At 72.4% G+C, this 19,316-nt stretch carries 19 protein-coding genes and 1 tRNA gene; 17 read left to right on the top strand and 3 right to left on the bottom strand.

Annotation, left to right across the window (positions count from 1 at the left end):
* The first annotated feature begins 144 nt into the window (after positions 1-144).
* The 6 genes from KUM38_RS20970 to KUM38_RS20995 all read left to right on the top strand — a co-directional run bounded on the left by KUM38_RS20970 (position 145) and on the right by KUM38_RS20995 (position 7,090).
* Positions 145-2,277, top strand: coding sequence for a cellulose binding domain-containing protein (locus KUM38_RS20970; protein WP_217130949.1), 2,133 nt, complete (start codon positions 145-147; stop codon positions 2,275-2,277).
* A gap of 180 nt (positions 2,278-2,457) precedes the next feature.
* Complete coding sequence (locus KUM38_RS20975) at positions 2,458-2,850, top strand: VOC family protein (protein WP_217130950.1); 393 nt, start codon at positions 2,458-2,460, stop codon at positions 2,848-2,850.
* Positions 2,851-3,245: 395 nt separating this feature from the next.
* A complete protein-coding gene (locus tag KUM38_RS20980; protein WP_308409007.1) occupies positions 3,246-5,678 on the top strand; it encodes a nitrate- and nitrite sensing domain-containing protein in 2,433 nt (810 codons plus the stop codon).
* Positions 5,675-6,121 carry a roadblock/LC7 domain-containing protein gene (locus tag KUM38_RS20985; RefSeq protein ID WP_217130951.1) on the top strand — a complete coding sequence of 149 codons (447 nt, stop codon included), beginning with the start codon at positions 5,675-5,677 and terminating at the stop codon, positions 6,119-6,121. The genes KUM38_RS20980 and KUM38_RS20985 overlap by 4 nt, the downstream gene beginning before the upstream one ends.
* Positions 6,118-6,516 carry a DUF742 domain-containing protein gene (locus KUM38_RS20990; protein WP_217130952.1) on the top strand — a complete coding sequence of 133 codons (399 nt, stop codon included), beginning with the start codon at positions 6,118-6,120 and terminating at the stop codon, positions 6,514-6,516. The genes KUM38_RS20985 and KUM38_RS20990 overlap by 4 nt, the downstream gene beginning before the upstream one ends.
* Positions 6,497-7,090 (top strand): ATP/GTP-binding protein, encoded by a 594-nt coding sequence (locus tag KUM38_RS20995; RefSeq protein WP_217130953.1) that lies wholly within the window; start codon positions 6,497-6,499, stop codon positions 7,088-7,090. Before KUM38_RS20990 ends, KUM38_RS20995 begins: the two co-directional genes overlap by 20 nt.
* Positions 7,091-7,135: 45 nt before the next feature.
* On the opposite strand, the gene KUM38_RS21000 is transcribed toward KUM38_RS20995, so the two are convergent.
* Positions 7,136-8,878: a VanW family protein gene (locus KUM38_RS21000; RefSeq protein WP_217130954.1), complete on the bottom strand. Its 1,743-nt coding sequence runs from the start codon at positions 8,876-8,878 to the stop codon at positions 7,136-7,138.
* 347 nt (positions 8,879-9,225) lie between these two features.
* On the opposite strand from KUM38_RS21000, the gene KUM38_RS21005 reads away from it, so the two are divergent.
* Genes KUM38_RS21005 through KUM38_RS21015 form a run of 3 tightly spaced genes read left to right on the top strand, consistent with a single transcriptional unit; the run spans position 9,226 to position 10,742 of the window.
* Positions 9,226-9,810, top strand: coding sequence for a helix-turn-helix domain-containing protein (locus tag KUM38_RS21005; protein WP_217130955.1), 585 nt, complete (start codon positions 9,226-9,228; stop codon positions 9,808-9,810).
* Positions 9,807-10,352, top strand: a complete 546-nt coding sequence (locus KUM38_RS21010; protein ID WP_217130956.1) for a GNAT family N-acetyltransferase — start codon at positions 9,807-9,809, stop codon at positions 10,350-10,352. The genes KUM38_RS21005 and KUM38_RS21010 overlap by 4 nt, the downstream gene beginning before the upstream one ends.
* 30 nt (positions 10,353-10,382) lie before the next feature.
* Positions 10,383-10,742 (top strand): MmcQ/YjbR family DNA-binding protein, encoded by a 360-nt coding sequence (locus KUM38_RS21015; protein WP_217130957.1) that lies wholly within the window; start codon positions 10,383-10,385, stop codon positions 10,740-10,742.
* A 152-nt stretch (positions 10,743-10,894) separates the two neighbouring features.
* Here KUM38_RS21015 and KUM38_RS21020 read toward each other — a convergent pair whose 3' ends face one another.
* Together KUM38_RS21020 and KUM38_RS21025 are read right to left on the bottom strand one after the other, a co-directional pair.
* Positions 10,895-11,587: a metal-dependent transcriptional regulator gene (locus KUM38_RS21020; RefSeq protein WP_217130958.1), complete on the bottom strand. Its 693-nt coding sequence runs from the start codon at positions 11,585-11,587 to the stop codon at positions 10,895-10,897.
* A 9-nt stretch (positions 11,588-11,596) separates the two neighbouring features.
* Positions 11,597-12,130, bottom strand: coding sequence for a YbhB/YbcL family Raf kinase inhibitor-like protein (locus KUM38_RS21025; protein WP_217130959.1), 534 nt, complete (start codon positions 12,128-12,130; stop codon positions 11,597-11,599).
* Positions 12,131-12,289: 159 nt separating this feature from the next.
* Between KUM38_RS21025 and KUM38_RS21030 the strand changes: the two genes are divergently transcribed.
* The 8 genes from KUM38_RS21030 to KUM38_RS21065 all read left to right on the top strand — a co-directional run bounded on the left by KUM38_RS21030 (position 12,290) and on the right by KUM38_RS21065 (position 19,295).
* Entirely contained in the window at positions 12,290-12,982 is a 693-nt protein-coding gene (locus KUM38_RS21030) for a GntR family transcriptional regulator (protein ID WP_217130960.1), read from the top strand.
* Positions 12,983-13,100: 118 nt separating this feature from the next.
* Positions 13,101-14,057: a GlxA family transcriptional regulator gene (locus tag KUM38_RS21035; RefSeq protein WP_217130961.1), complete on the top strand. Its 957-nt coding sequence runs from the start codon at positions 13,101-13,103 to the stop codon at positions 14,055-14,057.
* A 112-nt stretch (positions 14,058-14,169) separates the two neighbouring features.
* The gene (gap, locus tag KUM38_RS21040) at positions 14,170-15,168 is read left to right on the top strand and encodes a type I glyceraldehyde-3-phosphate dehydrogenase (RefSeq protein WP_217130962.1); all 999 of its coding nucleotides are present in this window, start codon (positions 14,170-14,172) and stop codon (positions 15,166-15,168) included.
* Positions 15,169-15,295: 127 nt separating this feature from the next.
* A tRNA-Pro gene (locus KUM38_RS21045) sits at positions 15,296-15,369 on the top strand.
* Between the two features lies 1 nt (position 15,370).
* Positions 15,371-16,084 carry a LuxR C-terminal-related transcriptional regulator gene (locus KUM38_RS21050; protein WP_217130963.1) on the top strand — a complete coding sequence of 238 codons (714 nt, stop codon included), beginning with the start codon at positions 15,371-15,373 and terminating at the stop codon, positions 16,082-16,084.
* 168 nt (positions 16,085-16,252) lie between these two features.
* Entirely contained in the window at positions 16,253-17,536 is a 1,284-nt protein-coding gene (locus tag KUM38_RS21055; RefSeq protein ID WP_217130964.1) for an ABC transporter substrate-binding protein, read from the top strand.
* Between the two features lie 5 nt (positions 17,537-17,541).
* Positions 17,542-18,462 (top strand): carbohydrate ABC transporter permease, encoded by a 921-nt coding sequence (locus KUM38_RS21060; protein WP_217131018.1) that lies wholly within the window; start codon positions 17,542-17,544, stop codon positions 18,460-18,462.
* Complete coding sequence (locus KUM38_RS21065; RefSeq protein ID WP_217130965.1) at positions 18,462-19,295, top strand: carbohydrate ABC transporter permease; 834 nt, start codon at positions 18,462-18,464, stop codon at positions 19,293-19,295. Before KUM38_RS21060 ends, KUM38_RS21065 begins: the two co-directional genes overlap by 1 nt.
* The last annotated feature ends 21 nt before the right edge of the window (positions 19,296-19,316 follow it).

Raw genomic sequence — 19,316 nt, forward strand, 5'->3', positions numbered from 1 at the left:
GACGCCCGTGCACGACCGCACCGCATCCACGCACCGTTTCCTGTGCCGCCGGCGCGGAACGTCCTGCTGCCGCACCGGTACTCAGCCTGTCCGGCCGCAGGGCCCGGCACCCGCCGCCCCGCCGGACCCCGAGGGAGGATCCCCATGTCCTTGCCGCAGAGACCCGGCCGGCCGACCGGTACCGGCACCCGCCACCTCGCGCGCGCCGCCGCCGCCCTGGCCGCCGCGCTCGCCCTGCTGGCCCCGCTGAACGCCGCCGGTACCGCGTCGGCCGCCGCTCCCGGGACCGCCGCCGCGGACGTCGACGTCCGGGTCAACACGCAGGCGTCGCTGGGCCGCATGCCCGACACCGCACGCGGAGTCAACGCGGCCGTCTGGGACTCGCACATGAACGATCCCGAGGTCGCCGGCCTGATGAAGGCGGCCGACGTCGGGGCGATGCGCTACCCCGGCGGCTCGTACGCGGACATCTACCACTGGGAGACGCACACGGCGCCCGGCGGATACGTCGCACCCGGCACCGACTTCGACTCCTTCATGGGCACCGTCCGGGCCACCGGCGCCCAGCCGATCCTGATCGCCAACTACGGCTCCGGCACGCCCGAGGAGGCGGCCGGCTGGGTCCGGTACGCCAACGTCACCAAGGGGTACGACGCGCGGTACTGGGAGATCGGCAACGAGATCTACGGCAACGGCCACTACGGCAACGGCTGGGAGCACGACGAGCACGAGGACAAGAGCCCCCGGGAGTACGCCCGTCAGGTCCGCGCCTACGCCGAGGCCATGAAGGCCGTCGACCCCACCATCAGGATCGGCGCGGTGCTCACCACCCCGGGCCACTGGCCGGACGGCGTCGTCGGCGAAGGCGATCCGGGCGACTGGAACCACACCGTGCTCTCCGAAGTCACCGACGTCATCGACTTCGTGAGCGTCCACTGGTACGCGGGCGGCGCCGACACCACCGCCGAGGACGCCATGACGAGGCTGACCAGGCTGCCCGGTGAACTGCGGGAGGTGCGCAACCAGATCGACCGGTACGCGGGCGTCGACTCGCCGCGCATCGGCATCGCCCTCACCGAGATCAACACCAACACCGGCGGCGCCATGCTCACCGCCCGCCCCAACGGGCTGTTCACCGCCGACGCGTTCATGACGGCCCTGGAGAACGGCGTGTTCACCGTCGACTGGTGGAACACCCACAACGGCGCGGGCCGGATCACCACCGTCGACGGCGAGACCGACTACGGCGACATGGGGATGCTCTCCAGCGGCGCCTGCACCGGTGACGTCTGCGAGCCGGCGCCCAACACGCCGTTCCACCCCTACTACGGCATGAAGATGACCAGCGAACTGGGCACCGCGGGCGACACCCTGGTCGCCGCCGCCTCCTCCGCGCAGGACGTCTCCGCCCACGCCGTGCACCGTCGCGACGGACGTCTGAGCGTCCTGCTCGTCAACAAGGACCCGGACGCCGCCCGGACCGTGGACCTCGAGTACGCGGGCTTCACCCCGTCCGCCGCCGCACCCGAGGTCAGCCGTTACGCGCGCGGCGACAGCGACGTCACCGACGTCACCGACGGCGCGGCGTCCGCCTCCCGGGTCACCGTGCCGCCGTACGGGATGCTCACGCTCACCCTCACCCCGCAGGCCGGCACCGGGCCGGGCGCCTCCGACGCCGGGGCCCCGGGGACGCCGCGGCTGGAGACGGCGACCGACACCACCGCGCGCCTGTCCTGGGAGGGCGCGGCGGGCGCCACCCGCTACCTGGTCCAGGCGCGCGACGGCGCGCACACCCACGTGGTGGGCGAGACCACCGGCACGTCCGTGACCCTGCGGAACCTGCCCCCGGGCAGCACCCACACGGTCAACGTGCTGGCGGCCGACGCCGCGGGCCGGCTCTCCGCACCGTCCGCTCCGCTGACCTTCACCACCGGCACTCCGCCGGACGCCCCCTGCGCGGTGACCTACCACCGCGACACGAGCTGGGGCAACGGCTTCGTGGCCACGGTCACCGTCCGGAACCTCTCGGACACCCCGGTCACCGGCTGGACCGTGGACTGGGACTGGCCGACCGACCGTCAGACGGTGTCCTCCGGCTGGAACGCCACGTTCCACCAGAACGGCACGCATGTGCGGGTGACCGCCCCCGAGGGGGCCGGGCCGCTGGCCCCGGACGGGGGGTCGACGGCCTCGTTCGGCTTCGTCGGCGCCAACGACGGGCCCAACCCGCAGCCGACGGTCTTCCGCCTCAACGGCGCCGTCTGCTCGGGAGGCTGACGCCCGGCCCGCCCGGGGGCCGGTGGCAGGGTGACCTGCCCCCCGGGCGGGCCGGTCTCCCCGCGGGGTGAAGGGCGTACGACCATCCGGCGGCCGTCCGAGTGGCGCGCCCGGCGCGGTGGTGTGCATGGTGTGGTCCGGGACGTGTGGGACGGTCCACCCACGGAGGAGGCACGGAGCATGTTCGGTCAGGCGCAGGCGTTCAGCGGTTTCTCGGTCGACGACCTCGGCGAGGCCCGCCGGTTCTACGGCGAGACCCTGGGCCTTCCGGTGGAGGAGAGCGGGCAGGGGGACATGCGGGTGCTGGCCCTCACGCTCGGCAGCGGTGCGCGGGTCTTCGTCTACCCGAAGGAGACGCACACTCCCGCGACGTTCACGATCCTCAACTTCCCCGTCGACGACATCGTGTCCGCCGTCGCCGAACTGGAGCGGCGCGGCGTCACCCTGGAGCGCTACGCGGAGTTCGACCACGACGAGAAGGGCATCGTCCGGGTCGGCGGCGACGGCCCCGCGGCGATCGCGTGGTTCACCGACCCGGCAGGGAACGTCCTCTCCGTGATCCAGGAGAACTGACCGGGAGCTGTCGGGCGGTACGGCACGGACGGTGCGTGCCTTTCCCCCGGCCCACGGTGCGCGCCTCCCTCCGGCCCACGGTGCGCGCCTTCCTCCCCGCCCGTGGAGCACCCGCCGATCCCGCGGTACGGCCGCGGAGCCCTTCCCCCGGCCGTGGCCGGGCGTCCGTGGTACCGGTCCCGGCCGGCCGCCGGCCGCTGTGACGAGAACGTCGGAATCAGATATTCCGTTACGGGCCGACAGGTCCGGTTTCGGCGGGCCGCGTTCGCCCGCTCCGTCGAATGCGTTTTCGGCCTCCGTGCACTGTATGGCTAATATCAGGCCACCAACCGCTACTGTCTGGCGCGTTCTCGTCGCAGGTGCGGCTGACCGGTGACGAGGAGAGTGGCCTGCGGGTGAGCGGAACGAACAGAGACGGACGGCGCGGAACGGACAGCGTGCGGGCCGTCCGCCGACGGAGGGGCACGACGGACGAGCAGCCGTGGGCGGCCGGCGAACGGCGCCTGCCGCTGCGCACGGTGCTGCTCGTGCTGCTGCTCGTGCCGAGCGCGGCCCTGGTCTCGCTGTGGGGCCTGGCCACCTACGAACTGGGCAACGAGTACCGGGTGCAGGCCGCCCAGCTCGACCTGAAGACGACCGTGGGCCCGCGCAACGCGGCCCTGTTCAACGCCCTGCAGCGGGAGCGGCGGCTGACCCAGGAAGCGCTGGCCTCGCCCCGGGCCTCCCGGGCCGACCTGACCCGGCAGCGCACGGTCACCGACCGGGCCCTGGCGGGCTTCCGGCCGCTGGCCTCGGCGGACACCAGCGACGGCCAGCAGGGCCTGGCCGCCGCGCTCTCCCGGACCGTACGGGTGGCCGACCGGCTCGCGCAGGAGCGCCGCGCGGTGGACACGGGGACCGCCGACGAGGACCGGGCGTTCACCTACTACACCGAGGCCATCGGAGCCAGCACCGAGGTCTTCGCGGCGATCTCCCGCGGTGCCAACGGTGAGGTGACCGGCCTGTCACAGGTCCTGTTCGACCTGAACGGGGCCGTGGACATGATCGGCCGCGAGGACGCGGTGCTGGCTCGCGGCTGGGCCTCGGGCCGGCTGTCCGCCGAGGACTACGACCTGGTCACCGACGCCGTCGGCACCCACGAGTACCTCCTCAAGTCGCGCGTGGCACCGAACCTCAACGCCGAGGAGAGCCGGCTGTACACGGCGATGACCCGGAGCAGGGAGTGGCAGACGCGGGTCGAGCTGGAGGAGTGGCTGCAGGCCGCCGGAGGTGAGGGTGTCGCGCTGTCGCCGGCCCGTGCCGAGCAGTGGCGGACCGCGGCGGACACCTCGGTCGCCCGGCTCGAGGAACTCATCGGCGCGCACAGCCGGATCTCCAACGCCGCCGGCGCCGACGCCGTGCGGAAGCTGGAGCTGTACCTGTACTCCGTGGCCGCCCTGGGCCTGCTCGCCGTCCTCCTGGTCGTACTGATGACCTGGCGGCTGACCGCGGTCCTGCGCCGGCGCGTCCTGGCCGTGCACGGCCAGGCACAGGACCTGGAACAGCGGCTGCCACAGGTCGTCACCCGGCTCGAACAGGGCGAGGACGTGGACGTGGACGCCGAGGTCCCGGAGCTGTCCCCGGCCTCGGACGAGTTCGGCGAGCTGAGCCGGGCGCTGAACCTGGCCAGCCGCACCGCGGTGCACACCGCGGTGCGCCAGGCGGAGCAGCACCGGGGCTTCGAGCGGCTGCTGCAGCGCATCGCGCGCCGCACCCAGCTGCTGATCGGCCTGCAGCTGAAGAAGCTGGACGAGCTGGAGCGCCGGCACGAGGACCCGCAGGTGCTGGAGGGCCTGTTCGACCTGGACCACCTCACCGCCCGGCTGCGCCGCTACGAGGAGAACCTGGTGATCCTCGCGGGCGGCCAGCCCCGGCGCCGCTGGCGCAAGCCGGTGCCGCTGCTGGACGTCCTGCGCGCCGCGCAGGGCGAGGTTCAGGACTACCGGCGCATCGAGATCGACGTCGAGGGCCGGCCGTGGATCTCCGAGCGGGCGGTGGGACCGCTGATCCACATCCTGGCCGAGCTGATGGAGAACGCGACCGCCTTCTCCAAGCCGCCGGCTCCGGTCGAGATCAAGGCGGCGCCGGTCAGCCGGGGTGTCGCGGTGGAGATAGAGGACCGCGGACTGGGCATGGAGGCCGAGCAGTACGAGGCCGTCAACGCCCTGATGCAGGCGCCCCCGCAGATGGACGTGGTGACCCGCGCCGACGACGTACGCCTGGGCCTGTACGTGGTGGCCCGGCTGTCGGCGGGCCTGGGCCTGCAGGTGGAACTGCGGCCGTCGGCGTTCGGCGGCACCCGCGTCATCGTCCTCGTCCCGCAGGACCTCGTGGCCGAGCGGCCCCGATCGGTGCCGGACGCGGCCGACGGCCCGTCGCCCGACGACGCCGGCGCCCTCCACCTCCCGCCGCGCCGGCACACCGGTCCCCGTCCCGTGGACGGATCCCGCCGCGCGGACGGCCCGGACGGCCTGCCGGTACGGTCGCGGGGGCAGGCGATGGCCGACGTCACCGCACCGGTGCCGGCCCCCGCGGGTCCGCCGGACCCGCAGGACGGACCCGCACCGCTGCCTCGCCGGACGCGTCAGGCCAGCCTGGTGGCCGAGCTGCGCGCACCGGCTCCGCAGGACTCCCCGGCCGCCCAGGCCCCGCCCGGCGCCCCGGCCCGCTCCGGCGCCACCATCGGCGCCTTCCAGCGGCAGTCCCGCAAGAACCGCGCCGCCGGCGCGCGGCCGTCCGCGCCCGGCACCGACCAGACCGAACCGCCCACGAGGGAAGACCGAGGATGACTCAGCGAACCACCGCCACCGACGCAGACCTGGACTGGCTCCTCGACGGACTGGTCGACCAGGTGGCCGGTACCCGGCACGCCGTCGTGCTGTCCGACGACGGCCTGGTGATCAGCCGCTCGAAAACCATCGAGCGCTCCGACGCCGAGCGCCTGGCCGCGATCGCCACCGGTCAGCAGAGCCTGGCCCGTGGCGTCGGACAGCTCTTCCAGGGCGGTCCGGTCCACCAGGTCATCGTCGAGATGGCCGACCTGTGGCTGTTCGTCACCGCGGCCGGCCGGGGCACCCACCTGGCCGTGGTCACCTCCCAGGAGGTCGACGCCGAAGTGATGGCGGTCGCCATGCACACCCTGGTCCAGCAGGTGGGCCAGAAACTGGGCACCGACGCACGCACCCCGCAGTCCGACCCGTCCCCGCCCGCCGGTCCCGGGGCCGGCGCATGAGGCACTGGACGGACGACCTGGAGGACGACGCCGACGAACCGCTGGTCCGTCCCTACACCATCACCGGCGGCCGTACCACCGCCGGCCGTGACGACCTGACCCTGATCACCCTGATCACGGTACGGACCACGGCGGGTACGGACACCGCGGCCGGCCGGCCCGCACTGCAGCCGGAACACCGCACCGTCCTGCGCCTGTGTGCGCGCAGGCCCGTCGCGGTGGCCGAGATCGCCGCCGAGCTCGACCTGCCGGTGTCGGTGACCAAGATCCTCATCGGCGACCTGATCGACGCCGGCCGGGTACGGGCCCGGCCGCCCCTGTCCTTCGCACACAACGGCACCCTCCCCGACATGACGATCCTTGAGGCGGTGAGAGATGGGCTCCGCGGGCTCTGATCCGGCACAGACGGCCCAGGCCGTGAAGATCCTGGTCGCCGGTGGCTTCGGCGTGGGCAAGACCACGCTGGTCGGCGCGGTCAGCGAGGTCGCCCCCCTGCACACCGAGGAATACCTGACCCGTGCCAGCGTCGGCGTGGACGACCTGGTCGGCATCGACGGCAAGACCACCACCACCGTCGCCCTGGACTTCGGGCGCATCACCATCAGCGACGAACTGGTGGTCTACCTGTTCGGGACCCCCGGCCAGGAACGCTTCTGGTTCATGTGGAACGATCTGGTGCTCGGAGCCCTGGGGGCGGTGGTACTGGTCGACACCCGCCGCCTGGAGGTCAGCTTCGCCTCCATCGACTTCTTCGAAAGCCGCGGTGTCCCGTTCGTCGTCGCGGTCAACTGCTTCCACAACGTCCGCGACCGCACGCCCGAGGAAGTCCGCACCGCCCTGGACCTGGACCCCCAGGTCCCCCTGGTGATGTGCGACGCACGCGAGCGGACCGAAGGCCGGGACGTCCTGCTCACCCTGGTCGAACACCTCATGGCCCGCAGCTCCGCACCCCAGCCGGCCGGGAGGTGAGACGGCGCGGCGGCCTTCGCCGTCACCCCCGACGGGGCCGCGTCCTCAGGGCTGACGCCCGGTCGGCGCCGCTTCGCAGGTGATCTCGTCACGCGGGGTGTAGTGCGTGCGGAACGGTTCCCGCCGCACTTCCCGGCCGTCGTCGTGGAAGACCCGCTCGACGGTGACGTCGAAGCCCTCGAGCGGGGTCTGCGGCACGCACTGCTCAGCGGTGCTCACCCGCTTCGCCGGCTGCCGCACGTCGGTGCGCGGCCCCTTGACCGACGTGATCCGGTCGTACTTCTTCGTGCCGAGGAAGCTGACGGTCAGCGAGGTGTCGGTGGACTCGGCCTGGATGTAGATGGCCTTGCCGGAGTCGTTGGTGAACCTCAGGTCCAGGCTGCCCCAGGCGACCGTCGCCTCACGGCCCTCGGGGTAGCGCTCGATGTAGAAGGAGTGGGCGCCGTACTCGACGGGCTCGACCCCGGCGAAGAACATCGCGTTGAAGACGGTCGTGGCCACGGCGGAGACACCGCCGCCGGGAGCCTTCCGGTACTGGTCGTCGTAGATCATGACGCCGTCGACGAAGCCGTTGGCCTCGGTGCGTTCGCCGACGGTCCGGTTGAAGCTCCAGGTCTCGCCCGGCATGACGACGGAGCCGTTGATGAGTTCCACGGCCCGGCCGATGTTCGTCGTGCGGTAGGCGGCCGGCTCGAAGTCGACGGTGAAGGAGGACATCTTCTCGGTGAGCCCCAGCTGGGCCGCGTTCTCGCGGGTGACCTCCGGCTGGATCCGCCGCGCGTCCACCTCGCCGGTGCGGGCGGCGCCCGACCCGGTGAGCAGGGGCAGGACGGCCTTGCCCAGGGCCTTGTCGGTGACCTCCACGCCGGGCCTGGCGTCGGCGGCCACCACGACCTTGTCGCCCTCGAGCCCCAGCCGGGCGTTCCGGGGGGTGGTGGGCAGACCGTTCAGGACGTCGGCCACCGCGGGCGCGGCACGCAGGCCCTTGCTGTCGAGTTCCGGTGTGAGCCTGCCGGCCTCGTCCGGCCGCATCGTCAGGTGATCGTCCAGCACGGCCGGGGTGATCGTGAACCGCTTGCCGCCCGCGGTGAGCGTGACCGGCGCCGACATCGCCGGCTGCGCGAACTCGCGCACCGCCCGCCGCACCTCGGCCGCCGTGACCTTCGGCTCGGTCTCGTGTGCGGGCAGCACCGTGACCGAGTCCGCCGCGCCGCGCAGGAAGGGGGCGCGCAGGGCACCGGTCGCGGCGTCCACGTCCAGCGCGTACCCGGTGCGCGGGGCGGTCTGCTCGACACGGCCGTCGGCGAAGGAGACGGCGCCGTCGCGGACCTTCTCGTCGAGCGTCGTCGCCAGCTTCCCGAGGGCGGCACGGGCCTTGTCCTCGTCGACCCGCACGACCGGCTCGATCTCACCGCCGGAGCGGAACAACCCGCCGATCACACTGACCGGACCGGTGCCCGTGGACGTCGCCCGGTCAAGGGTCTCCCGGATGCCGAAGGTGAGCCCCGCCTGCCGCGGATCGACCGCACCCTCGCGGTCGCCGACCTTCACCGCCAGCTTCCGCGGGCCGGCCGCCACCAGGCGCTCCTCCAGCTTCCGGGTGGCCTCCTCGCGGCTCAGGCCCCCGATGTCCACGCCGCGCACCGTCGTGCCCGCCTCGATCTCACCGCCGGTGAGCAGCAGCCCGGCGAGATACAGACCGCCGATGCCCACGGTCAGCGCACCGCCCGCCAGGGCGACGGGCGGGAGGGAGGATATGCGGGGGACGGCGGGTACGCGGGGGCGCATGGGTCTCCTGAACGATCGACGGGGCGTGCCCTCGATGTCACGGCACTGTGCGCGAGAGCCGTCGGCCAAGCTAGGCACGACCAGGTGCCAAAGGGTATATCCCAGGTCACGTCGGGCGTTGTGGATCAGCGGCCCGACGGACGGGCGGAACGGGACCCGGCATGCCCGGCCGCCCGGCCCTTCCCGTGAACGGGCGGCCGCTCCGGGGCCGCCCGCTCACGATCCGCCGCGGTCGGCCGTGACGCTTCTCTCCCTTTGTCGTGCTCACGGCAGGTGAAGGATGTACGGTCATCCGGCCGCCGTCCGTGACGGACAGGGAATCCCGGATATGGGATATTCTCCCGGATATGAAATGCGATGAACCGGGGCCGTCCCCGGACCCCGTCGATCTCCGGCTCGGCGCGCGACTGGCCGAGCTCAGAGCCGAGCACGGCTGGTCCCTCGGAGAGCTGGCGGAGCGCAGCGGTGTCAGCCGCTCCACCCTGTCCAGGGCCGAGCGGGCGGAGACGAGCCCCACCGCCTCCCTGCTGAACCGTCTCTGTGCCGTCTACGGCCGGACCATGTCCCAGCTGCTCAGCGAGATCGAGGCGGCCCCCGCGCCGGTGGTGCGGGCCGCCGACCAGCCGGTGTGGGAGGACAGGGCGTCCGGATTCGTCCGCCGGTCCGTGTCCCCGCCGCACGGCGGACTGCGCGGCGAACTCGTCGAGGGGCGGCTCGCGGCCGGTGCGGACATCGCCTACGACCGGCCGCCCGTACCCGGCCTGGAACAGCACATCTGGGTGCTGGAAGGAGCCCTCGCCGTGACGGACCGGGACGTCGAGCACCGTCTCGGCGACGGTGACTGCCTCAGGCTCCGCGTCTGGGGGCCGACCCGGTTCCGCTGCCCCGGTCCCGAAGACGTGCGCTACGTCCTGGCGGTGGTGCGGCCGTGAACGTCATCCGGCTCGACGCCACTCGACTGACCGGCCTGATACCGGAATTGGCCGAGCTGCTGGCCGACACGGTGGACGGCGGCGCCTCCGTCGGCTTCCTCGCCCCGCTCGACCGCGCGGAGGCGGCCGCCTGGTGGAGGGAACGGTCCACGGCCGTCGCCGCCGGCCGGCTCGCGGTGTGGGTGGCGTACGAGGAACCCGGACGGGTGCTGGGCACCGTGAGCCTCGCCCTTCCCGACAAACCCAACAGCACCCACCGCGCGGAACTGGTGAAGCTGATGGTGCACCGTGCGGCCCGTGGCCGGGGCCTCGGCCGGCGGCTGCTGGCCGTCGCGGAGGAGGCGGCCGCCGCGCGGGGCATCACCCTGCTGCACCTGGACACCGAGACCGGCAGCCCGGCCGAGCACCTCTACCGCTCCTCCGGCTGGACCCCCGTCGGAGCCATCCCCGACTACGCGGCGGACCCCGCCGGGGTGCTGCGGCCGACGACGATCTACTACAAGCGCCCGGGAGCGGGCCCCGTACCGGCCGGCACCGGGTGAGTGTCAGTGCCGGCCGCTACGGTGCCTGCCATGCCGGATGCCGAAGACGTACGACGGATCGCCCTGTCCCTGCCGGACACCACGGAGAAGGTCGCCTGGAGCATGCCCACGTTCCGGGTCGCGGGGAAGATGTTCGCCACCCTGCCCGAGGACGAGACCTCCATCGCCGTGCGCTGCCCCAAGGAGGAGCGCGACGAACTGGCCCTCGCCGAACCGGAGAAGTTCTGGATCGCCGGCCACGAGGCGCAGTTCGCCTGGGTCAGGGTCCGCCTCGCCGCCCTGGAGGACGAGGGCGAACTGCGCGACATCCTCGCCGACTCCTGGCGTCAGGCGGCCCCGCCGCGGCTCCTCGAGGCGCACCCCCGGCTGGGCCTGCCGCCCGCGGGCTGAGAACCGCTCGGGCGTCGTCGGCGCCCCGCGGCATGAGCCGTACGCCGCTGTCCTGACGGTCGTGGCGGATGACGCGGACGGGGAGGGTTCCCGACCACGACCGTGGTCGGGAACCCTCCCCGTCCCTGTCCCCGTCCGGGGCACTGCTGACCTCAGGGCCTGGTCACGAAGATGCGCGCGGCGGCCGGCGCGGGAAGCTCGGCGGTCGCCCGGTCGTCGCCGACCGCCACGCCGCCGGGCGACGGCCTCACACGCACGATCGCGCCGGGCCGCACCCCGGCGTGCCGCAGGGCGTACATCAGCCGGGAGTCGTTCTGGACCGGCTCCGCGATGCGGCGCACGACCGCGCTCACGCCGTCCGGTTCGGGCTCCAGGTCACTGAGGCTGACCGTGGTGTCGTCGGGGAACGGTTCCGCGGCGCTGTCCTCACCGAGCTCCGCCAGGCCCGGGATCGGATTGCCGTACGGCGAGTGGGTCGGGTGGTGCACCAGCTCCAGGACATGGCGCTCGACGGCCTCGCTCATGACGTGTTCCCAGCGGCAGGCCTCGGCGTGGACCTGTTCCCACTCCATGCCGAGCACGTCGAGGAGCAGGCACTCGGCGAGCCGGTGCTTGCGCAGGACACGCACGGCCAGTCGGCGGCCCTCGCCGGTCAGCTCGAGGTGCCGGTTGCCGGCGACGCGGAGCAGGCCGTCGCGCTGCATGCGGGCGACGGTCTGGCTGACCGTCGGGCCGCTCTGCTCCAGGCGTTCGGCGATGCGGGCGCGAAGGGGGACCACGCCTTCCTCCTCGAGCTCCAGGAGCGTACGCAGGTACGCCTCGGTGGTGTCGATGAGCCGGGACATGCCGACCCGTCAGGCGGGCGTCTCGGCGGTGGCGGTCAGCACCGCGCGGCCGAGGGTGTGGCCGGCCATGGTGAAGCCGAGGACGGCCGGGGTGGCGTCGGCCGGGACGCCGATGGAGGCGACGTCGAGGGCGTGCACCACCACGAAGTAGCGGTGCGGGCCGTGCCCGGCCGGCGGGGCGGCGCCGATGTAGCGGGCGGCGCGGGCGTCGTTGGGCAGTTGGAAGGCGCCTTCGGGCAGGCCCGGGCCGGCGTCGTCGCCGGCGCCCTCGGGCAGCTCGGTGACGGTGGCGGGGATGTCGGCGACCGCCCAGTGCCAGAACCCGGACCCGGTGGGGGCGTCGGGGTCGTAGACGGTGACGGCATAGCTCCTGGTGCCTTCGGGTGCGCCGCTCCAGGACAGCTGCGGGGAGACGTCCTTCCCGCCGGGCAGGCCGGAGGCGTGCTGCTCGGGCGGCCAGGCGGCCCCGTCGGTGACGGTGGTGCTGGTGACGGTGAAGGACGCCGCCTCGGGGAGGCGGGCGAAGGGGTCGTTGGCGCTCATCGCGTCGTTCCTTTCTGAGTTCTGCGCTGGGGCGGTGGTGGGGCCGGTCATCGGATCCGCACGGCCGACGGAACGGCATCGCCGGACAGCTGCCGCCCTCTGCAAAATCGACAGTACCACGAATAATCGATTATTCGTGAGATCGTCTATGCTGAGGCCATGACTGGTACGGCTCTTCCCCCGACCCCCTCCGGGAAGCGGATGCTTTCCGAGCAGGTGTACGCACACCTGCGGGACGCGATCCTGCGCGGTGACCACGCCCCCGGTGCCCCGCTGAAACCGCAGGACCTCGCCAAGGCACAGGGGGTGAGCCTGGCCGTCGTGCGCGAGGCGCTCGTGCGCGTGGTCGGCGAGGGCCTCGCCGACCGGCTGCCCAACCGCGGCTTCGCCGTCCCGGCCTTCTCCGACCGCCGCTGGCAGCAGATCGCGGAGGCCCGCCGGACCGTCGAGCCGGTCATGCTGCGCATGTCCATCGAGCGCGGGGACGTCGACTGGGAGGCCCGCGTGCGCGCCGCCCATCACCGCCTGGCACGCACCCCGGTGTACGTGCCGGAGGAGGGCGAGTACTACAGCGGCGCGTGGTCCGAGGCCCACCGGGTGTTCCACCGCACCCTGCTGGAGGGCTGCGGCAACCCCGTCCTGCTGGAGACGTTCGACCGGATGTGGACCGCGAGCGAGCTGGCCCGCCGCTGGTCGACGCACCGCAACCCCGGCCGGGACGGCGTCCTGGAGCACCGCCGGCTGGAGGAGGCGGCGCTCGCCCGCGACGCCGACACCGCGGCCGAGGTGTTGGCCCGGCACCTCACCCGGACCGCGGACGTGCTGACCGACCGCGCGCCCTCGAACCCGTGAGGGAATCCCGGTGCGCCTCCCCGCCCCGACGGGGGAGGAACCGACGGTCCGGCCGGTGCCGTCCGCCCGGTCCACGCGGTGGGCGTGGCAAGGCCACGCCCCGCGTAACCTCTCTCCTGTGTCAGCCTCACGCCTTCGTCGCGTCGCCGTCCTGATCCTCGAGGGGGCGAAGCCGCTCGACGTCGGCATCCCCGCCCAGGTGTTCACGACCCGCGCGAGCATGCCGTACGAGGTGCGGGTGTGCGGGGCCGCACCCGGTCCCGTCACCGGCGGCGACGGCCTGTCGTACCACGTCGCCCACGGCCCGGACGCGCTCGCGTGGGCCGACACCGTCTTCATCCCCGGCTACCGGTTCCCGGACCGCGACGACCCGCCGGAGGCCGTCGTCGACGCGCTGACCGCCGCCCACGCCCGGGGCACGCGGCTCGCCGCCATCTCCACGGGCGCCTTCGCGCTCGCCGCCACGGGTCTGCTCGACGGCAGGCGGGCCACGACGCACTGGCACTACACGCGGGCGCTGGCGGCGAAGCATCCGCGCGTCCGGGTCGACGAGAACGTTCTGTTCGTCGACGAGGGCAGCGTGCTGACGTCGGCCGGCGCCGCGTCGGGCATCGACCTGTGCCTGCACATCCTGCGCGGCGACCTCGGGGTGGCCGCGTCCAACCACGCGGCCCGCCGCCTGGTCGCGGCCCCCTACCGCAGCGGCGGTCAGGCACAGTACGTGCCGCGCAGCGTGCCCGAGCCCCTCGGTGAGCGGTTCGCCACCACCCGCGAGTGGGCACTGCACCGGCTCGGTGAGCCCCTCACCCTGGAGGTGCTCGCCCGGCACGCGGCGGTCTCGCCGCGCACGTTCTCGCGGCGCTTCGTCGAGGACACGGGCTACACGCCGATGCAGTGGGTCATGCGCGCCCGCGTCGACATGGCCCGCGAACTGCTCGAACGTTCGCAGCGGAGCGTCGAGCAGATCGCCGCCGACGTCGGCCTCGGCACCGGTGCCAATCTGCGGCTGCACTTCCAGCGCATCCTCGGCACCACGCCGAGCGAGTACCGGCGCACCTTCGCCCGGGGCGAGTAGCCGCCGGGCACGTGGCACGATCCTTGCGAACCGTGGCGATCACGCCGCTGTCAGGGGTGGATGCCGCACGCGACGCTGGTGGCGAACCGCAAGGACCGAAGGGACACCACTCATGACGCGTATCGCGATCAACGGATTCGGCCGCATCGGACGCAACGTGCTGCGCGCACTGCTCGAACGCGACAGCGACCTCGAGGTCGTCGCCGTCAACGACCTCACGGAGCCCGCCACCCTCGCCCGGCTGCTCGCCTACGACACGACGGCCGGCCGGCTCGGTCGCCCGGTGAACGTCGACGGCGACGCCCTCGTCGTCGACGGCCGCCGCATCACGGTGCTCGCCGAGCGCGAACCGGCACAGCTGCCCTGGGCCGAACTCGGCGTGGACATCGTGCTCGAGGCGACCGGCCGCTTCACCTCGGCCAAGGCCGCCCGTGCCCACCTCGACGCCGGCGCGAAGAAAGTGCTGGTCGGCGCACCGTCGGAGGGCGCCGACGTCACCCTCGCGTTCGGGGTCAACACCGACGCGTACGACCCGGCCGCGCACACGATCGTCTCGAACGCCTCGTGCACGACCAACGCGCTCGCGCCGCTGGCCGCGGTGCTCGACCAACTCGCCGGCATCGAGCACGGCTTCATGACGACGGTGCACGCCTACACGCAGGAGCAGAACCTGCAGGACGGTCCGCACCGCGACGCCCGCCGCGCCCGCGCCGCCGCCGTCAACATCGTGCCGACGACGACGGGCGCCGCCAAGGCGATCGGACTCGTGCTGCCCGGTCTCGACGGCAAGTTGTCGGGCGACTCGATCCGGGTGCCCGTTCCGGTGGGCTCCATCGTCGAACTCAACACCACCGTCGCCCGCGAGGTGACGCGCGACGACGTACTGGCGGCGTACCGCGCCGCGGCTCAGGGGCCGCTCGCCGGAATCCTCGAGTACTCGGACGACCCGCTGGTGTCGTCCGACATCACGGGAAACCCGGCGTCGTCGATCTTCGACTCGGCCCTCACCCGCGTCGACGGCCGTCACGTCAAGGTGGTCGCCTGGTACGACAACGAGTGGGGTTTCTCGAACCGCGTGATCGACACCCTCGAACTCCTCGCCGCCCGCTGACCGGGCACCGGAGCGGCGCCCCCGGCCTCGGCGGCCGCGCCCATAAACGCGTGCGCGATCACCGCCCCGAGTGCGGTATGGTTTCCATGCACGTTCGGCCGGGGGAAACCCCAGGTCAGACGGGCAACGGGACGTGGCGCAGCTTGGTAGCGCACTTGACTGGGGGTCAAGGGGTCGCAGGTTCAAATCCTGTCGTCCCGACTTGCTGAACAGCAGGCCGGAGGCCGCATCGGGGACACCCGAGGCGGCCTCTCCGTCGTTTCCTCGTGTTTCGGCCCGCCGCGCCGACCGGCTCGCCGAACTGGCCGGGCAACCGCGCCGCGAACAGGCGGACCGGATGCGCCGCGCGGTCGCCGAGGAGCAGCGCAGGATCGCCCGCGAGCTGCACGACGTGGTCGCCCACCACATGTCGGTGATCAACGAGGCCGCCGCGTCCCCGTCCGGACCAGGGACGCAGGCGGAGAGGCCGCCCCTGCCGCGCGTGCTGGTGCTCACTACCTTCGACCTCGACGAGTACGTGTACGCGACCCTGCGCGCCGGCGCGTCCGGCTTCCTCCTCAAGGACACCGGGCCCGAGCGGCCGCTGGAGGGGATCGGCGCCGTCGCGCGCGGGGACCTGCTCTTCGCGCCGAGCGTGACCCGCAGGCTCATCGAGGCGTACGTACAGCGCTCGGAGCCGGTGCCGGACTCCCCGGCGTCCCTGGAGGCGCTCACCGCCCGGGAACGCGAGGTGCTGCTGCTCACGGCGAGAGGGCTGTCCAACGCCGAGATAGCCGAACAGCTCTTCATCAGCGAGGCGACGGTCAAGACCCATCTGAACCGCACGATGACCAAGCTCGACCTCGACAGCCGCGCCCAGGCCGTCGTCGTGGCCTACGGGACCGGTCTGGTGGTGCCGGACGGCTCCACCGGCTGAAACGGCACCGGTGTCGGCGCCCGCACGCCGAGCGCCGTGGTGAGTCATGGGTGAGCCACGGATGAATGTCCTTGATATCGGCCTATGTCCTGTTTAGCGTTCGCCGGGTAGGCACCGCCGCGGGATCGGACACCCGCGCCGCGATCCCGGAAGCGAGGTGTGGAGCGCGTGCACGCGAGGCGCGGACGTACCGGAAGGCCGCGACGGACGCGGGCGCTGGTCGCGCTGACCCTGCTGGCATCGACGCTCGCCGCCTGCGGCGGCGACGAGGACACCTCACGCCCCACCCTCAACTGGTACAACTTCCCCGACGACTCCGGCGCCCTGCAGAAGGCCGCCGACCGCTGCAGCCGGGCGTCCGGCGGCCGCTACCGGATCAGCTACAACAAACTGCCCCGGGCCGCCGACGGCCAGCGCCAGCAGATGGTGCGCAGGCTTGCCGCGGAGGACGACTCCCTCGACATCCTGGGCCTGGACGTCACCTGGGCCGCGGAGTTCGCCGAGGCCCGCTGGATCCGCGAGTGGACGGGAGAGGCGAAGCGCCGGGCCACCGAGGGCACCCTCCGCGTCCCGCTGCAGACGGCCACCTGGAAGGGCAGGCTCTACGCCGTCCCGTACAACACCAACACCCAGCTCCTGTGGTACCGCGAGGACCTGGTGCCCACCCCGCCGAAGACCTGGTCCGAGATGCTGAACATGTCCCGCGGCCTCGCCCGGCAGGGCAGACCGCACTACGTGGAGATCCAGGGCGCCCAGTACGAGGGCCTCACCGTCTGGTTCAACTCGCTGGTCAACAGCGCGGGCGGCACCATCCTCAACGCGGGCGCCACCGAGCCCTCCCTCGGCCCGCCCGCCGTACGGGCCGCCTCGATCATGCGGGAACTCGCGAACTCCCCGGCCGCCGACCCCTCCCTGCCCAATCAGATGGAGGACCAGAACCGCCTGGCCATGGAGTCGGGCGTGGCGGCCTTCGAGCTCAACTACCCGTTCGTCTATCCGTCGATGAAGGCGAACAACCCGCGGCTGTTCGAGAACTTCCGCTGGGCGCCCTACCCCCGCGTCGACGCCGACCGCCCCGCCCGCCCCACCATCGGCGGCATCGACCTCGCCGTCAGCGCCTACTCCCGCCACCCCGGCCTGGCCTTCGAGGCGGCCCTGTGCCTGCGCAACCGGGAGAACCAGCTCACCGCCGCGCTCGAGGGCGGACTGCCGCCCACCCTGCGCGCCCTGTACGACGAGCCCGCCTTCATGAAGGAGTACCCCTTCTCCGAGGAGGTGCTGGCCGCCCTGGAGTCGGCGAGCGTACGGCCCCTCACCCCCGCCTACCAGAACGTGTCGATCGCCGTCTCCCACACCCTGTCCCCGCCGTCCGGGATCCAGCCGGAGAGCGCGGTCGACACCATCGGGGAACAGATCGACCAGGCCCTGCGATCCGAGGGTGTGATCCCGTGAGCACGATGGCGGAGCCGACCAAGGACAGGGCGAAGGACAGGAAGGCCCTCTCCGTCGGCGCCCAGCAGGAACGCCGCCTGGGCTGGCTGCTGTGCGCACCGGCCGTCCTCGTCATGACCGCCGTGACCGCCTACCCCATCGGTTACGCCGTCTACCTGTCCCTCCAGCGCTACGACCTGCGCTTCCCGGCACGGGCCGAGTTCGTGGGCCTGAGCAACTACGGCGCGGTGCTGTCCTCCCCGTTCTGGTGGGACGCCTTCTGGGTCACGGTGTTCCTGACCGCCGTGTCCGTGGCCATCGAGCTCGTCCTCGGCATGGGGCTCGCCCTGGTGATGCACCGCACGCTCTTCGCGCGCGGCACGGTGCGCACCGCCGTCCTCGTCCCGTACGGCATCGTCACCGTCGTCGCCGCCTTCTCCTGGCAGTACGCCTGGACCCCCGAACTCGGCTACCTCGCCGAGCTGTTGCCCAGCGGCGACGCCCCGCTCACCGAACAGTGGCCCGCGCTCTGGCTGATCGTCCTCGCCGAGGTGTGGAAGACCACCCCCTTCATGGCGCTGCTCCTGCTGGCCGGCCTCGCCCTGGTCCCGGAGGAGACCCTGAAGGCGGCCATGGTCGACGGCGCCACCCCCTGGCAGCGGTTCACCAAGGTCATGCTGCCGCTGATGAAACCCGCCATCCTGGTCGCCCTGCTCTTCCGGACCCTGGACGCGTTCCGGATCTTCGACAACATCTACGTCCTGACCTCGGGCGCCCAGGGCACCGGCTCCCTGTCGATCCTCGGCTACGACAACCTGTTCACCGCGCTGAACCTGGGCATCGGGTCGGCGATCTCGGTCCTGATCTTCCTCTGCGTCGGGATCATCGCCTTCACCTTCGTCAAGCTGTTCGGCGCCGCCGCACCGGGCGCGGAGGTGAAGCGCTGATGACCGCCGTCGGCAAGTCCCACGCCACCCGCTGGGGCGTCGTCAACGTCGTGGTGGTGCTGTACGCCCTGTTCCCGGTGTGGTGGATCGCCGCACTGTCGTTCAAGGACCCCGGCACCCTCACCGACGGCAACTACATTCCACGGGACTGGACCTGGGAGAACTACCGGGGCATCTTCGAGACCTCCGAGTTCACCCGGGCGCTGGTCAACTCGATCGGCATCGCCCTGATCGCCACCGTGATCGCGGTGATCCTCGGCACCATGGCCGCCTACGCGGTGGCCCGGCTGCGGTTCCCCGGCAAGCAGGTCCTCATCGGCATGTCGCTGCTCATCGCCATGTTCCCGCCGATCTCCCTGGTCTCCCCCCTGTTCAACATCGAGCGGATCATCGGGATCTTCGACACCTGGCTCGGACTGATCATCCCGTACATGACCTTCTCGCTGCCGCTGGCGATCTACACCCTGTCGGCGTTCTTCCGGGAGATCCCCTGGGACCTGGAGAAGGCCGCCAAGGTGGACGGGGCCACGCCCGCGCAGGCCTTCCGGCTGGTCATCGTGCCGCTCGCCGCGCCCGGCGTGTTCACCACCGCCATCCTCGTGTTCATCTTCTGCTGGAACGACTTCCTGTTCGCGATCTCGCTGACCTCCACCGAGTCCGCGCGCACGGTCCCCGCCGCGATCGCGTTCTTCACGGGCAGCTCGCAGTTCCAGCAGCCCACCGGGTCGATCGCCGCCGCCGCCGTGGTGATCACCATCCCGATCATCATCTTCGTCCTGCTCTTCCAGCGGCGGATCGTCGCCGGACTGACCTCCGGGGCGGTCAAGGGATGAGCGTGAAGGCAAGGAGGCGCC

The organism is Streptomyces sp. AC558_RSS880 (genome assembly GCF_019049255.1).
Classification (GTDB): Bacteria; Actinomycetota; Actinomycetes; order Streptomycetales; family Streptomycetaceae; genus Streptomyces.

Excerpts from the sequence above, each read along its gene's own strand:
- KUM38_RS20970 (WP_217130949.1), top strand. The coding sequence starts at position 145 with ATGTCCTTGCCGCAGAGACCCGGCCGGCCGACCGGTACCGGCACCCGC.
- KUM38_RS20975 (WP_217130950.1), top strand. The coding sequence starts at position 2,458 with ATGTTCGGTCAGGCGCAGGCGTTCAGCGGTTTCTCGGTCGACGACCTC.
- KUM38_RS20985 (WP_217130951.1), top strand. The coding sequence starts at position 5,675 with ATGACTCAGCGAACCACCGCCACCGACGCAGACCTGGACTGGCTCCTC.
- KUM38_RS20990 (WP_217130952.1), top strand. The coding sequence starts at position 6,118 with ATGAGGCACTGGACGGACGACCTGGAGGACGACGCCGACGAACCGCTG.
- KUM38_RS20995 (WP_217130953.1), top strand. The coding sequence starts at position 6,497 with ATGGGCTCCGCGGGCTCTGATCCGGCACAGACGGCCCAGGCCGTGAAG.
- KUM38_RS21000 (WP_217130954.1), bottom strand. The coding sequence starts at position 8,878 with ATGCGCCCCCGCGTACCCGCCGTCCCCCGCATATCCTCCCTCCCGCCC.
- KUM38_RS21005 (WP_217130955.1), top strand. The coding sequence starts at position 9,226 with ATGAAATGCGATGAACCGGGGCCGTCCCCGGACCCCGTCGATCTCCGG.
- KUM38_RS21015 (WP_217130957.1), top strand. The coding sequence starts at position 10,383 with ATGCCGGATGCCGAAGACGTACGACGGATCGCCCTGTCCCTGCCGGAC.
- KUM38_RS21020 (WP_217130958.1), bottom strand. The coding sequence starts at position 11,587 with ATGTCCCGGCTCATCGACACCACCGAGGCGTACCTGCGTACGCTCCTG.
- KUM38_RS21025 (WP_217130959.1), bottom strand. The coding sequence starts at position 12,130 with ATGAGCGCCAACGACCCCTTCGCCCGCCTCCCCGAGGCGGCGTCCTTC.
- KUM38_RS21030 (WP_217130960.1), top strand. The coding sequence starts at position 12,290 with ATGACTGGTACGGCTCTTCCCCCGACCCCCTCCGGGAAGCGGATGCTT.
- gap (WP_217130962.1), top strand. The coding sequence starts at position 14,170 with ATGACGCGTATCGCGATCAACGGATTCGGCCGCATCGGACGCAACGTG.
- KUM38_RS21060 (WP_217131018.1), top strand. The coding sequence starts at position 17,542 with ATGGCGGAGCCGACCAAGGACAGGGCGAAGGACAGGAAGGCCCTCTCC.
- KUM38_RS21065 (WP_217130965.1), top strand. The coding sequence starts at position 18,462 with ATGACCGCCGTCGGCAAGTCCCACGCCACCCGCTGGGGCGTCGTCAAC.